At 38.2% G+C, this 15764-nt stretch carries 10 protein-coding genes; all 10 read right to left on the bottom strand.

Going from position 1 to position 15764, the window contains the following annotated elements; genetic code table 11:
- Positions 1–51: 51 nt before the first annotated feature.
- On the bottom strand, positions 52–2403 hold the full coding sequence (locus DWZ56_RS05395) for a discoidin domain-containing protein (RefSeq protein ID WP_158584459.1): 2352 nt from the start codon (positions 2401–2403) through the stop codon (positions 52–54).
- A 29-nt stretch (positions 2404–2432) separates the two neighbouring features.
- Complete coding sequence (locus tag DWZ56_RS05400) at positions 2433–3632, bottom strand: hypothetical protein (RefSeq protein ID WP_118555370.1); 1200 nt, start codon at positions 3630–3632, stop codon at positions 2433–2435.
- A 16-nt stretch (positions 3633–3648) separates the two neighbouring features.
- Entirely contained in the window at positions 3649–6000 is a 2352-nt protein-coding gene (locus DWZ56_RS05405; protein WP_118555371.1) for a discoidin domain-containing protein, read from the bottom strand.
- A 121-nt stretch (positions 6001–6121) separates the two neighbouring features.
- Positions 6122–7135, bottom strand: a complete 1014-nt coding sequence (locus tag DWZ56_RS05410; protein ID WP_118555372.1) for a glycosyltransferase family 2 protein — start codon at positions 7133–7135, stop codon at positions 6122–6124.
- 32 nt (positions 7136–7167) lie between these two features.
- Positions 7168–8274 (bottom strand): DegT/DnrJ/EryC1/StrS family aminotransferase, encoded by a 1107-nt coding sequence (locus DWZ56_RS05415; protein WP_118555373.1) that lies wholly within the window; start codon positions 8272–8274, stop codon positions 7168–7170.
- A gap of 13 nt (positions 8275–8287) precedes the next feature.
- Positions 8288–9199 carry a glycosyltransferase gene (locus DWZ56_RS05420; protein WP_118555374.1) on the bottom strand — a complete coding sequence of 304 codons (912 nt, stop codon included), beginning with the start codon at positions 9197–9199 and terminating at the stop codon, positions 8288–8290.
- A 13-nt stretch (positions 9200–9212) separates the two neighbouring features.
- On the bottom strand, positions 9213–10331 hold the full coding sequence (locus DWZ56_RS05425; protein ID WP_118555375.1) for an FAD-dependent oxidoreductase: 1119 nt from the start codon (positions 10329–10331) through the stop codon (positions 9213–9215).
- A gap of 15 nt (positions 10332–10346) precedes the next feature.
- Positions 10347–11054, bottom strand: coding sequence for a glycosyltransferase (locus DWZ56_RS05430; protein WP_158584460.1), 708 nt, complete (start codon positions 11052–11054; stop codon positions 10347–10349).
- A gap of 2 nt (positions 11055–11056) precedes the next feature.
- Positions 11057–13438, bottom strand: a complete 2382-nt coding sequence (locus DWZ56_RS05435; protein ID WP_118555377.1) for a discoidin domain-containing protein — start codon at positions 13436–13438, stop codon at positions 11057–11059.
- A complete protein-coding gene (locus tag DWZ56_RS05440) occupies positions 13410–15758 on the bottom strand; it encodes a discoidin domain-containing protein (RefSeq protein ID WP_118555378.1) in 2349 nt (782 codons plus the stop codon). The genes DWZ56_RS05435 and DWZ56_RS05440 overlap by 29 nt, the downstream gene beginning before the upstream one ends.
- Between the last annotated feature and the right edge of the window lie 6 nt (positions 15759–15764).

Genomic DNA, 15764 nt, shown 5'->3' on the forward strand with positions numbered 1-15764 from the left:
GATATGGCCCATTATAATACAGATTGTTGCCAACCACAAGTTTTCATAACATTACTTTTCTTCAAAAAGCAAAATTTCACGAATTGTCCAGTGATTCTCCACTGGTGATGATTGAGGTCCAATCACCATCCTCACATATCTACACTCTACTGGAGGAAAGGAAAAGACAGATGTACCACCCAGGGTATATTCTAATTCACTCCAGTTTAATTCATCATTTGATACAAAAATACGCAAATTTTGAGGATAATTATACCACTCCGTTTCTTCTGTCAGCGCTATACCGCTCAAACGGTGTACATCCTTCATCGTAAAAGCAAAGACCATCCCTTCTTCCTGATACCCTCCAGACCATCCAGTAAAACTGTCATTATCTACTGCATATTCTGCCGACTGCAATTCATGCTGATGACTCGCAGCCACCACCTCAAAGGGTGAATTTACAGTAAAATCTGCTGTATTATACTCTTCGTAAAAGCGACGATAAAGATTCAGCATCAGCCGCACCGGCTTCACCGTATCTTCATGACATATTTTCACGCCATAGATCTTAGCAGGCTGCAATAATGTCACATGCAGTATCCGGTCATCCCAATCCACATCGCCCAGTTCGTTTGCCGCCATCCAGTTTTGTCCATCCAAAGTAACCAAAATATCAATATTTCCTGCCAGAGAGTCTTCCATGGTCTGCAGGGATATCTTTCCTGTAGTAATTGGTTCATTCAGAATACCGGTCAATTCCGTCCGGTCGCTGCTATCGCGCGTCCAATTAATACCGTTGATATTGTACTTCAGGCTGCGTGCCTCATTATTTTCCTGCAACACCGATGTGGAATACCAATCCCAACGTCCATTACATATAACGCCCAATACGATTCCATTTACCCGAATCTCATGCTCTTTATTATAAAAATAATACTGTCCTTTTGGGTCATCTACTGATTCCGTTGGCTGCCAGGTTATATAATCTGCTGGTTCTTCTATTGAAACAAATTTAAACCTCCGCTTATCTTCTTCTGTCAGTCCATTTTCCGCCCAATCTATTCTCATATGAGTACGAATATTTTCATTTCTTGGATCATTATCCAGAATATATTGTAACAGATCTGCAGTTGTAATCCCCCAATAATCTTTTTCGAACTTATTATTAGCATATTTTTCAGCAAAAGAATTAAAGTATGCATATTCATATGGATGATATATGCCAATTCTCACACCGATATATATAAATGCAACAGCTAGAAGTGCTATCGGAAGCCACTGAATGCATCTCTTTTCAGCCAGTTTCAAAAAACATTCAAATCCCCATACAGCAAGCAATGCAATCAACGGATAAATAAAATAAAAATGTCTCCAACCGTTATACAAAACCGGCCGTCTTACCATAACGTACAGTAGCGGAATCAACAGACTGAATACTACAAGAAAGCGTTCCGCTTTCCAATTTTTTCTTATAATACTGCAAACTGTACCCGTTGCAGCTAAAAACAAATAGACTCCAGGGACCGTAATCAGAATCCAGCCGAACAAATAATGCCATGGCAGACTTTTCGCATCATAACTAATGCCCATGTACAGATCTCTTATCTCCCAAACTGTATAGTCGGAGAAAGTCTTATAAGTATTAATAATTTCAACTACCGGGTTATGCCAGGTTACCGGTGATATAAATATATAAAAAAGGATACTGCCTAAACCTGCTGCCATCGAAATCACAATACTGCATTTTGCATTTCGGGATCGAATTCCTCTAATGACAACCAATACAAGACATACCGAAATTATTACCGCTCCAACTATTCTCGTATTCACGCATAATGCGGTTGTAATTGCCAGCGCCAGTGTCCGTTTCCAGTTTTGTTCATCCAAAAACAACACTGCACTGTATAAATTTACCGTAAAAACTGATAAAAACAATGAATCTTTTATATTGTGAAAGGAGTCCGCAAGTATCCTGGGGCATAAAATGAAGATCAATGTGCCGGCTAGTGCTAACCCAATGCGGCCTGTGAAGCGTTTTGTCATCTTGTAGAAAAAAATCGATGCAATAAAAAAAAGTAAATAAATATATATATGTCTGATCAGCAATACTTGTCTCATGGGAAGCCGAAAACCAAACAAATGCTCTACCGCAACCATAGGTAATTGCATTGCAACACCATAATAGCGGTCTTTCCACTCATGCAGCGGGGCAACATTTGGGAAATCCACCGTGTCAGTTTTAATATCAGCTACAGCTGGAACAAGATATTTGTATACTACAAGACTGCTGTTTCTTTCAGGTATCTCATCCACTGAAATCCCGTAATCCTTCATAACCAGACAACCATACACAAAAAATACTATAAAGAATAATGCGACAACCGCTTTACTGAAAGAAAATCTCTTTGATATCATTTTCATACTCTGCTCTTGGCTCCACTCTTTCTTTTTTACATATACCACGCACTGGTAAACAACAGTCTCCCATAATAGTACACCCCTGACAAAGTATGACATACAAGCAGTATACTCCCCGTCCAGAAAATACACTTCATCTTACGGTCCGACCCACATGCCCGCCACGAATACTTCTGGAAAAAACGAATAGCCGTTACTATAAAGAGAACTCCCATAGCCAGCTGCCAGGCCCAACAAAAATTACCGCTGTTAGGTTCATTGACTTCTATCAGTAACATCGCTTCCAGTAATGCAGTTAAATAGAACACGATTGAAAGCCATAACAGTTTATCCTTAAATATATATTTTCTTAAAACAATAATTACAAACAGCGGAAATGCTATGGCGACCACAATGGAAAACCAAGGGTGCGGGGACCAGCGCGATAAAATCTCCATTACATCTATCTGCATATTTCTTTCCTGTTCCGGTGAAAAGACGCTAAAAAACTGGTATAGCATATAGAGAGCTGCCGGTGTAAAAATCAAAGCGGACTTTAAGCAAAAGACAAAGCATTTCCCCTTTGTAACGATAAGTTCTATCAATAAAAACAGCATTACTGCGGGCAGGAATCCCTGGATGAAGGAAGGCTTGGTAAAACAGCTTATGAGTAAAATCACCGACAGACACATCATCCACCGCAATTCACCTTTTTTGCTATCATGAAAGCCATCTGTGCCATAACGTTCATAAAGCCAGAAAAACAAAAATACAGCTGCGATAGCAAAAGGTTTCACCGCCAGATTGGTTGGATTATGCCAGATAGTCGGCCCAATATAATCAATGAAATTGCGTGCATCCATAAATGGGATCCTTATTGCAGCCACAAAGGAAAGTCCCAATGTCAAAGCAGCGATTCCCCAATTAGAGCACTGGTTTTTAAGAGCTGACTTTACCAGGCAGTATGTTACAGATACCGTCAGAAAAGCAAATCCTGCTGAAACTACTGCAGCCGCATAATTGAGGGAAACATGTAATTTGTTAGCCCACAGCTGTACTCCCAAATGCCATAAAGGGTAGAAATTAAACTTAATATACTGTGGGTCCACACGCCCAGCACCTGCAAAACGTGCATGGACAGCAAAATCCGCATACATTTCCCCCATCTGTTTCAGTGTCATCGCAAAGGATGCCAACACAACTGCCAGGCAGATTACAATATACCAAATATCAGTTTTTATTTTTTTATTCATTTGTGCCTCCATACCTTTACTTTGTTTCATACAGCAGCAATTCCCATATAGACCAATGATTTTCTGTTTGATCTGCTACAGGTCCCAATACCATCCTTACATAACGGCACTCCACCGGTGCAAAGCTGAATATAACATTGTCTTCTGTACTGACATCCAATTCTGTCCATTCCTGTTCATCTGCAGAAACAAATATCCTTAAATGCTCCGGATAATTATACCACTCTTCTTCCAGGTTCATGGCAATTTTGCTTAGTGTATGAGGTGTTTTCATTGTGAATGCAAACACCATTCCTTCTTCTTGATAACCGGCTGTCCAGCTTGTTTCATTATTGTTATCAATTGCATATTCTGCAGGATTCTCAGGAGACTGGCTGCTTGCTGCAACAACTTCAAAAGGAGAATTATCGCTGTAATCAACAGAATTCTGTTCATAGAGCCGGCGGTAAAGATTAATTTTCCAAACGTTTTCTTTTCCGTTTTCCGGGTAAACTATTTTGATACCACAGATCCCTACGAGCTCATCCATATAATAATGAATAATCCCATCATCTAACTGCCGCCGTGCGGACTGATCCAGACTGATCCAGTTTCCGCTGCCATCATCTATATAAACTTGAGTTTTAACAGCCAAATAAGAAGATACTGTCTCCAATGCCAGTTTAGATGTATATATAGGGATAGACAGAGAACCATGCAGTACTGCACTGCTTCCGTTAATCATTTTATCCCAGCTTATGCCGTTCAAGTTATAAGTCAGAACGTCACTCCCTGATGCTTCCTCCACAATACTATAAGAATATTCATCCCACTGGCTATAATATAGTGCACTAAGCCCGATCCCATGCTTTTCTACTATATACTCTTTGGGGTAAAAATAATAGGGATTATGAACTGCGCTCTCCTGCGAGGCAGTTGGCTGATAGGTTGTATAAACAGCCCCCTTACTGCTTCCCATTAAATGCAGTCTCTCCCGCTGGCTGACAGACAATTTATTGGCCGCCCAACCCATATGAAGATAAACATCAAGCTTCTCACTTTTATCATTCTTCAGCAGATCTTCAAGCAGTTCATTGGTAGTCATTCCCCAATAATCTTTTTCAAAATACTTATCCGCATAGTTTGCCGCGACAGGATTAAAATAGGCATATTCATAAGGATGCCAATCCCACACGCGTGCGACCGCTAAAATAGCTGTTACGATCAATCCGGCATCAACCACTCTTTTCCAACGGTTTGCATGGAATAGACTCCTTAGCGACTGGACTCCAAATACTGCCATCAGCGCTATTGCTGCATATACAAAATAGAAATGCCTCCAGCCATTATATAAAACCGGTCTGGCTGCAATCACATACAGGATTGGAACTGCTATGGTGACTAAAAGCATCCAGCCAAAATAGCTTTGCTTTTTTATTCGCAGGCAGTGTATAACCCCAATTCCTGCAAATGTGACGGTGATGAGTGGCAATGTAATGAGCATCCATACCGGAAGGTAATGCCATGGCAGCTGTGAGGCATCATAATATCTTCCCAAATAGAAGTTCGTACCCTCCCAGGCGGTATAATCAGAAAAAGTCCTATATACATTAATTATTTCCTTTAACGGATCATGCCATGTAACAGGAGTGATTAAGACATAAAACAGGATGCTTAAACAACCGGCCCCCAATATCAGCGCCCACTTTTTTCTCAATGTATGCTGCCGTATATTCTTTATAAATACCAGCAGCAAACAGACAGCAATTGCAACCGCTCCCACAATACGTGTATTTACACAGAATGCAGTAATACCGGCAAGCAGGAGCATTCTCTTCCAATTCTGTTTCTCTAAAAAAAGGGCAGCGCAATACAGGTTTACAGTGAATACTGACAGGAATACCGAGTCTTTTATATTATAAAAAGAATCCGCTAACGTACGGGGATAAAGGATAAAGAACATTGTTCCCAAAATCGCAGTGTAAATATTGCCCGTAATTTTCTTTGCGAGCTTATAGAAAAAACAAGCTGCTATAAACGACAACAGGAATACATAATAATGCCTGAGTTGGAGCACATCCTTTAAAGGAAGGCAAAACTTAAACATATGCTCTACAGCCACTGCCGGCAGCTGCAACGCTACTCCATAGTAGCGATCTCTCCACTGAAGCAAATCTGATACCTCTGTAAAATCCACAGAATCTGTTACAATATCAGAAACCCCGGGGAAAATATATTTATATGTGACCAGACTGCTGTTGCGCTCCATAATTTCATCTACTGATATACTATAATCTGAACACACAATAAAACCATAGATTAAAAAAAGAGCAAAAAATACAACCACGATTATTGGTTCTCTGCCAAATTTAAAATTGGTTTTTCTCATACTGTTTTCCTCATTTATTTATGTTTTCTCTATTTTAACAGGATTTGTCCGGACATTCAACGCCCAGCCGCCATTAAATCTACTTCATACGCAGAAAAGACCTGCATTTGCAGGCCTCTCTTTATTTATCATCACAATCCACTGAAGCATATGGTTCATTTTCTGCTGCATCTTTATCTATGCTTTTTCCATCTGTCTTTTCACTAATTATATATCTGGGACGCCCTTTACTCTCCAGATATATCTTACCAATGTACTCGCCAATGACACCGATCGAAAGCATCTGAATACCGCTTAAAAAACAGATAATGCAGGTCGTCGATGCCCAGCCAGCCACAGTATTTCCTCGTATTTCCTGAACAATTGACCAGATAATCCCCGCGAAACTAATTACCGCAATTAGAATTCCCAGTTTAGTGATCAAATGTATTGGACGAACGGAAAGACTGGTTATACCGTCAAAAGCCAATGCAATCATTTTTTTTAGTGAATAGTGACTTTCACCTGCAATTCTTTCTTTTCGTTCGTAATAAACACTCGTGCTTTTAAAACCAACCAGTGGAAACATCCCTCTTAGGAAAATATTCACTTCTTTAAAGTTTGAGAACTCCTTCAGCACCCGGTTACTGACCAACCGATAGTCCGCATGATTAAAAACTACTTCTGCGCCCATCCAGTTCATCAGCCGGTAAAAACCTTCTGCTGTAAAGCGTTTAAAGAAAGTATCGCTCTCACGGCTGCTACGCACACCATATACCACTTCGCAGCCATCCATATAGGCTGCAATCATGTTGTCTATGGCATTGACGTCGTCCTGCCCGTCGCAATCAATTGTAATTGTTATATCGCAGTGATCCATCGCTTCCATCAGACCTGCCAAAACAGAATTCTGATGCCCGCGGTTGCGGCTCTGCCGAATGCCAGTATAATGCTTGTCTTGTTTGGATAATTGGCAAATGATTTTCCATGTATTGTCCTTAGAACCGTCATCCACAAACAATATGCGGCTCTGGTCGCTCACAGCTTGTCGACTGATCAAGCTCTGAAGCTTATCCAGAAACATGCTGCAGGTTATGGGAAGAACTTTCTCTTCGTTATAGCATGGTATTATAATATATAATTCAGGGATGTTCATGGTATGCTCCGTTTCTACAAAATCTTCCTATGTCACATACGAAAGCTGTTACATGCTTCGATCACTCTCTCTATTTCATCTTCTCTAAGTTCAGGAAACATTGGCAGAGAACAGCAATGCTCTGCCAGGTATTCCGCATTGGGACAGTCTCCTCTCTTATAATTCAGAAAAGAATAAGCTTTCTGTAAGTGACATGGAATTGGATAATGCATATCACACATAATTCCCTTGCTATCCATGTGCCGCAAAAAAGCATCTCTGTCCGGTACGGTAACTACATAAAGATGATAAACTGTTTCTGTATTATCCGGATGTCTCTGTAATGTTATATATGGATTTATAATTTCACGATCATATCTTTTACCAATCGTTCTTCTTTTAGCAGTCCATGCATCCAGGTACTTCAAAGATACGCTTAACACAGCACCCTGTATTCCTTCTAATCTCATATTATAACCAATTTCATCGTGATGATATCTTATGTCACTGCCATGATTCTTAAGGCGTATTATATGTTCGATGTATGGCCAATAATCAGATGTTACGCTGCCACCCTCTCCAAAACAGCATAAATTTTTACCTGGATAAAAGCTAAAGCATCCAATGTCAACTAAACCACCGGTTTTCCTGCCTTTATATAAAGCACCATGTGCCTGTGCGCAATCCTCTACGACATGTAATCCATAACATTTTGCAATTTTTGTAACTTCATCCACATCAAAAGGCTGACCGTATAAATGAACTCCAATAATAGCTTTAGTTTTTTTTGTAACGGCATCTTCGATTTTATTGGCATCCAACTCCCATGTATCCGATGTACAATCCACAAAGACAGGTGTTGCCCCCGCGTATGTAGGTCCCCATGCCGTTGCTATAAAAGTATTAGCCGGCACGATCACTTCATCCCCTATACCTATCCCCAACGCCATCATAGCACAGTGCAATGCTGATGTGCCATTATTCACGCCGGTGGCAGCAGCAACTCCACAATATGTCGCAAATTCTTCATCAAACTTGTCTGCATAGATGCCGCCTGAAAAAGATCCTGCATCACATGCCTTGGCAATTGCATCCAGATATTCCTCTCTATGGCTCTCAAAAAGGCGATTTAAATCAATTCTTTTTATAGGTTCTATCATCTTATCTCCTATACTATTTTTTAATTATCTCGCTGAAAACATAATTTTTTGAGTCTGAAGTGTTTTTTAATATATGATCCAGATACTTCGATATTATAGCCAGCATAGCAAAAATACCAGAAAATCCAAAACTGATAAACACTATAATTGAAGTCCAGCCATCTGCTATATTTTCAGAAAAATATGATATGATGCTATAGATACCCATGCCAATGGATATTGTTAAAAATACCATTGAGATCATAACCATAAATTTCACCATAAAATCAGTATAGTATATCAAAGTATCCGCCATTAAAGAAATATTAATAAAAAAACCTCTTCTGTTATGATAAACCACATCCGTATACACATGAGTACAGCGCAGCCCTGACATCGCATATGTAACATTTCTATTTACAATTTTATTTCCCATTGCAGACACTTTATTCTGACCTCGGCGGCTAGACATAATTGCTATCGCAGACCGTATTCTTTCTACTGTTTCATACTTAATAAAATGGTTAAGTATACTATAGAAAATCTTCGAAGTTTTACGCTGACGGCGTGGAGTTAAACAAACAAAATCAGATCCGCCCTGGCACTTTATGTACATTTCCCATATTTCATTAACAGAAAATTCGCAATTTATATTTTCAATTTCTAAAATATAATCACCAATTGCGCAATCTATTCCGGCTTCCATTCCCTGTGCGGGTTTATGTGTTCTAGAAAGTCTAACAATCGAGCACTTTAAATCAACTTTTTCTATTAACTCATCCATATTATCCAATGAATTATTGTCAACTAATATAAATTCATAATGTTTAAAGTGATTCCGTAAAAATTCATCCATTAATCGCACTTTTGATAACAACTGAATTTGATTCATGCCGTGTTGTAGCAGTATTACAACAGACAAATAATTATCCTGCATATATTCCATATACACCTGACCTCTAATCTAAAATCGTATCCAAATCGTACATTGTATTTATTTTACCAGAAAATACAGTATAAAAACAGGGATTTTTATTGTACTGCCTTATAATAGTTGGTCTGCTGTCATCTATCTCTGACATCTTAAGTATGGGTTTTATAGTAAAAAGTGATTTCACGTAATTAATATCAATATCATTGCATATATATTTCTTAGCAATCTGAAGCATTTCATAAAACAGTGTCTGGGGCCTTGCAGGGCACGAATTGCAATTCTCGATTTTCATGCTGGTACACCCTATATTTTTGTTCTGGCAGGGAAACACAGGAAACATATTGTAGGATGTCATATGCGGAGTCCTGGAAACGGTAGTTATAGAATGGTAGCCGCTTTTTCCAAAAGGCATAACGGAAAAAAACGGGCCATCCATAACCGTGAGACCAGTTCTCCTCATATTCTCAGATACTCTACACAAAATCACTTCACATAATTCATACTTAATAGGCAGCATCTCAAACCCAAATACCGCATGAATCTGATTTGTAGCGGCATAAGATGCGTTTAATATATATGGGGTTTTAATTGCTATACCAGTATCGAGATAAATGATATAATTCTCACCGCTGATATCTGCCTTTTCGATATAGTGTTGAAAATAAAATTTTACATCGGCTTTTAAAGCTTCCTCATACATTTTTCGCATAAGTAATTCAGCATCAAAGCTATACTCATGTGTCAGATATGCTTCTTCAATTGTAAGAGGACTAAAAAATTTTTCTTTATTTATCTTGTCACATTTCAAATTGAGGTTGAAGCAAAATTTTTCGAACTGTTTACTATTGGTCCAGCTATAATCACGGGCAATTGCATAGATTTGGTCAAATTCCGTGTATACACAATCCCCAAAATCTTTCATAAAGCGTTCAAAATACATTGAAGATTTAGCTGCAGTTGCATATGATCTCGGGTAATGGTAGCCATTGTGCAGCCGAGCCTGATTTATATAAGATCCTCGCATAAAAGGTGCTTTTTCAATTTCAATTAACGCTACCTTTTTGCCGCTAATTGCAAGCTTTCGGGCCGCATACAATCCATACATACCGGCCCCAATAATCACATTATCAAAACATTTCACCATTTTTCCCCTTGTATTCTATATTTCTCTGCGCAGACTAATAATTCGTTCTAAGTAGTTGCTCACTGTCTTACAAACATTCACCTTTGTATCATAGTCATCCTTCCATACCACAGGAATTTCTTCAATCTTCATACACAGCCTTTCAGCGCGCAGCAATAACTCAGCGCAATAAAACCACCCCTTATCATTGCTGGATATATTCACCAGATTCTCAATTGCCTCTTTTCGAAAAAATTGAAAACCACACATGGTATCATGTACCTTTGCTTTAAATGCGAAATGAATCAGCAAATCCAGACCACGTGATGTTATTTCTCTTGTCAGCTTTCTTCCAATAACTTTAGAACTGGGGCTAAGACGATTTCCCTTAACTATATCCACATCTGATCTTGAATCAAAAATCTTCAATACCGTCAACATATGCCTGATATTAGTAGACAAATCAATATCCATATATCCTATAATATCGCTTTTATTCTCTATAACAGCCGTTTTAAAAGCAACTCCAAAACCCCTCTCTTTCAAAGAAATATAGTCGATTCTTGCGTCCTCCTTTTGTAACTCTTTTATCAACTCCAACGTACGATCGGTTGAACCATTATCAACAATAGTTATCCTGAAATTGTCCAGATGGTTGGAATCCAGAAATTGCAGTGTCCGTCTTATACCTATGGGCATTCTTTTTTCTTCATTAAGCACAGGAAATACTATATTTACATTCATTGTCATTCATCCCCGCTAATATATAATTTCATTTCGTGTATACGCCAAAAAGACATTGTTTCTTCTGTATTACCCAATACCAAGCGAATAAACTGTGCTTTTACCGGTTCTAAAATATACAATTGATTATCCTGCGTTACCGCATGCACTTTCGTCCAATTTTTTCCATCGCATGACACTTCCAACTGCAAATTTCTTGGATAGTCCCAAGTACTATTCCCTAAAGTTAACTCCACTGCTGTAAGTATCTGTTCCCGTCTTAAGACGCTTTCAAAAAACATACCTCTTTTTTGAATTCTATCCGTTGTCCAATATGTATCTTCGTCATTATCAATTGCAAAATACGCTGCCGCTGTATTATCCGACGCTTGAGCTGTGATAACATCAGATTCACTTATCTCCTCATCCTCTAGTCGCCTGCTGTACAGCTCAATTGTTATATCATATTGTGCAGTAGATGGCAAACTAATTCGCAACATCTCGATCTTTCTCTCATCAAATAACTGGGGATAGTAGGTTTCATTATTTACTTTATACCAGTTTTCAGCATTATCGGCAACTTCAACCATGATTTCATCATATGCAAAGGATGATTCACTTTCCAATTTAGTCCAAACCATATCTGCTGTTACCGGTTGTTTTAACAAGCCTGTCCAGATATCCTTTTCTTCATCCTTATGATATATCCATTGTATCGAACCACTTAAATATGCTTTGGAGCCGTACTTACCGCCATTTACAAATTGACTAGATATAACTCTTTGTTGTTCCCGCTCAAAAATACTGCATAGAACAATATCATCCACAGTAATATCCCGCAATCGCTGAAACATATGCTGTCTCTCAAATCGCTCATTAGTATCACCCACATACAGATGTATTAAATAATCAGCTTCAGAAGGGTCCTCTACAATTTCCACCCGTCTCTGATCAGATTCGTTAAGCCGCCATACACACATACTGGTTTCCTCACTGCACCAGACTTTTATATGATCTCTTGTGTCATACATAGCAATATTTTTCAGTGCTGCATATTCTGAAACTCCCCAATAGTCTTTTTCAAAACTGCCTTCAACAAAATTACGTGCTATAGGATTAAAATAGATATATTCAAAAGGATGATTTTTTATAATCCAGAACATAGTTATTAATATAGCACCGCCTATGCTTCCTGCACTTATCCACTTCCACCATTTTAAGTTTAAAAATTTTCCCAGCAATTCTCTACATCCAAGCAATGCAAAAAATGCCATAAACGGATAAATAAAATAAAAATGACGCCATCCATTGTACAATGTCGGTGAAAACAATACAACATAGATTATCGGAATTATCATGCAAAGCAGAAGGAACAGTTTATTCCAGGTTACACCTTCAAATTTAATCTTCCGTATAACACGTATATACATATTTTTTACTTGAAAAACAAGACCGGTTCCTAATAACAACTGCAAAAACAGAGGTGTAGTCATTATTATCCACAAAGGGAGATAATAAAACGGTATATCCGAAGGTCTGTAATATTGACCCATAAACAAGATCGGGCCTTCATAACCGCCATAATCAGAAAAGGTCTTTATAGTATCTATTATCCCCTTAACAGGATTTACCCATGTGATTGGAGTGATCATCACATAAAATCCTAATGAAAGAACACCTTCAAGAAACGCGTATACCAAATACTTTCTCCAGGTTTTATCCGCAAATCCTCGCAATATAAGAACTATAAGACATGATGCAATCACTATTGCACCAACGATTCTTGCATTTGTACATAATGCGCCAATAAACGCAAAAAGAATCATGTTCCACCACATCGGGTGTTCAATCATTTTAACGCCAAAATATGCTGTAATCAGGTATAATGACAGTCCAACCAGATCTTTAATATTATAAAAAGAATCCGCTAAAATTCTGGGTGAAATAATCAGGAATACCACTCCCAGCAATGCCCATCTCCAGCTATTAAAAAAATATTTACACAGTAAATAAAATATTATTGACGCGAGCCAGAACAGCAAAAAAACATATAAATGACGCATCTCATAAATATCATGATAACTCATTTGGAACCCATTATGGCTTTCCGCCCAGACTAATGGCTGTTGGATAGCGGTACCATAATAACGGTAATGGTAATCCTCAAAATCTGGCAGTTCTTTGAAGTTAACAGTTTCGGTTACCCAATCCTTGATCACGGGATGTGTATATTCATAGGTTATAAGGCTGCTGTCTCTTTCTATGGGTTCATCCCAGGAGATTCCATAATGCTTATAGACACACAATCCATAAATTAAAAACGCGGCAAAAAACAGTATCGGTATTACTATTGCGAAACTATGGCTTATAGTATCCTTAGTCAATAAGATTCTCTCTTTCTTCAAACAATAATACCTCCCATATACTCCAGTGATTCTGTACGCCTGCTCCCGGTCCAAGTACAAGCCTCACATACTGACAATCAATTGGTTCAAAACTAAATATTACGTCCTTATTGGAACTATATTTAATCTCTGACCATTCCTGTTCATCACTGGAAACAAATATTCTTAAGTCCTTCGGAACATTATACCACTCATCTTCTATATCAAGAGCGATTTGACTCAATCGATGCGGCGTTTTCATAGTAAATGCAAAAACCATGCCTTCCTCCTGATATCCGGCGGTCCAATATGTCCCATTATCATTATCAACTGCTTCTTCCACCCTATGTTCAAAGCCCTGATGTGTCGTTGCAACAACCTCAAATGGTGAATTCTGCGAGAAATCCTCTGTATTTAACTCCTCATATGACATACGGTAAAGATTTATTCTCCAGTTTATATTTTCATCTATCTTTCCATGGCATATACGAACTCCTTTAATTGTCTCAGCACTATCAAAATAAATATGAACTAATCTTCCATCGTATTCAACGTTCCCATGATCTGTCGCTGCTATCCAGGTATCATCTTCTGTAAGTACCATTATTTCCGTATTATTCCACATATCATTTCTATCAACTTCAATGGATATCTTACCAGTTATAATAGGAATGGACAACATGCCTGTTAATTCCGTCTTACCCCCATCCAAACGTCTTCCCCACTCAATTCCATTAAGATTAACTCTTAATCCGTCCTTTTTTTCTTCTAAAATGCAGGTTGAATATAAATCCCAGTTCCCATCATATAAGGCACCTAATTTTATGTCATCTACCTCAATGACATGTTCTTTATTATAAAAATAGTAATATCCATCCGGTTCTGTCATAGACTCCGTTGGCTGCCATATAATGTAATCCGCATCATGAGCTTCTGCCAATTCAAAACGCTGACGTTCTTTATCTGTCAGCCGATTCAATGCCCAATCCAAATGAATATGGAGGTTAATCCCCTCTTCCCGTTCATCATGTTCCAGCATATACTGAAGCAACTCATAAGAGGTTACCCCCCAATAATCCTTTTCAAAATTTTTATCCGCATATTTTTCTGCTATAGGATTAAAATAAGAATATTCATGGGGATGGTATTTCCATATTCTTATACCTATACACATAAGCGCTCCGCAAAATACGATATATAGGATTTGTATCCTTTTTCTGTCTTTTAATATGCTCTTTATTGCATCCAATCCCCATACTGAAAAAAGAGCTATTATAGAATAGATAAAATAAAAATGTCTCCATCCATTATAAAGCACCGGCCTTGTCAACACTACATATAAAACAGGGATCAGCAGGCAAAGGGCAGCCATAATTTTTTCCGCACTTATTTTCTTAGGAATAAAACAGGTAATCCCACCGATAACGCCTAAGACTATATATAAATATGGCACTGTTATCAGGATCCAGACAATAAGGTAATGCCATGGAAGCTGTGTCGCATCATAATGTGCACCTAAGTAAAAGTTATTTCCAACCCAAGCCGTATAATCGGAAAATGTCTTATAGATATTAAACATTTCAGTGATTGGACTATGCCACGTAACCGGAGTAATAAGGATATATATTAAAATACTTAAAACCGCCGCACCGATCATATATGGCAGACAACATTTCCACTCATGTCTATATAACGCCCTTACTAATATAACAGCAAGACAGACAGCAATTAATATCGCACCGACAATTCTTGTATTTACACATAATGCAGTAGCAACCGCAAACGCAATCATCCTTTTAGCATTTTGCTTTTCAAGAAATTTGAAGGCCGTATATAGGTTTATAGTAAAAATTGATAAAAATAATGAATCTTTTATATTGTAAAAAGAATCCGCTAACGTTCTTGGTCCAAGAATATATATAGCCGTGCCCAACAGTGCCATATAGATATTGCCAGTCAAATGCCTTGTTATTTTAAAGAAAAATATTGATGCTATAAAAAACATGAGAAATACATATGCATGCCTCATCATTAATGCTTGACCGACAGACATATTAAAGCCAAATAAATGCTCAATAAATACTGTAGGAAGTTGCAATGCCACTCCATAATACCTGTCCCTCCACTCGAGGAATGGAGGGAAATCTGCAAAATTCACAGAGCGTGTAGCAATAGATGATACACTCGGAAATATATATTTATAGGTTACAAGGCTACTTCGTCTCTCATATATTTCATCAACAGAGATCCCATAATCTTTCCATACCAAACACCCATAAATAAAAAATGCCCCAAAAAATAGTATAGTAAAAGCTTTCTTTTTATCGATCCTCTTTAACATCGCCGC

The organism is Lachnotalea sp. AF33-28 (assembly GCF_003477885.1).
Classification (GTDB): domain Bacteria; phylum Bacillota; class Clostridia; order Lachnospirales; family Lachnospiraceae; genus AF33-28.

What these genes read in the sequence shown, in the direction of transcription:
- DWZ56_RS05395 (WP_158584459.1), bottom strand. Translation starts at nt 2,403, where the DNA reads ATGAAAATGATATCAAAGAGATTTTCTTTCAGTAAAGCGGTTGTCGCA.
- DWZ56_RS05400 (WP_118555370.1), bottom strand. Translation starts at nt 3,632, where the DNA reads ATGAATAAAAAAATAAAAACTGATATTTGGTATATTGTAATCTGCCTG.
- DWZ56_RS05405 (WP_118555371.1), bottom strand. Translation starts at nt 6,000, where the DNA reads ATGAGAAAAACCAATTTTAAATTTGGCAGAGAACCAATAATCGTGGTT.
- DWZ56_RS05410 (WP_118555372.1), bottom strand. Translation starts at nt 7,135, where the DNA reads ATGAACATCCCTGAATTATATATTATAATACCATGCTATAACGAAGAG.
- DWZ56_RS05415 (WP_118555373.1), bottom strand. Translation starts at nt 8,274, where the DNA reads ATGATAGAACCTATAAAAAGAATTGATTTAAATCGCCTTTTTGAGAGC.
- DWZ56_RS05420 (WP_118555374.1), bottom strand. Translation starts at nt 9,199, where the DNA reads ATGGAATATATGCAGGATAATTATTTGTCTGTTGTAATACTGCTACAA.
- DWZ56_RS05425 (WP_118555375.1), bottom strand. Translation starts at nt 10,331, where the DNA reads ATGGTGAAATGTTTTGATAATGTGATTATTGGGGCCGGTATGTATGGA.
- DWZ56_RS05430 (WP_158584460.1), bottom strand. Translation starts at nt 11,054, where the DNA reads ATGAATGTAAATATAGTATTTCCTGTGCTTAATGAAGAAAAAAGAATG.
- DWZ56_RS05440 (WP_118555378.1), bottom strand. Translation starts at nt 15,758, where the DNA reads ATGTTAAAGAGGATCGATAAAAAGAAAGCTTTTACTATACTATTTTTT.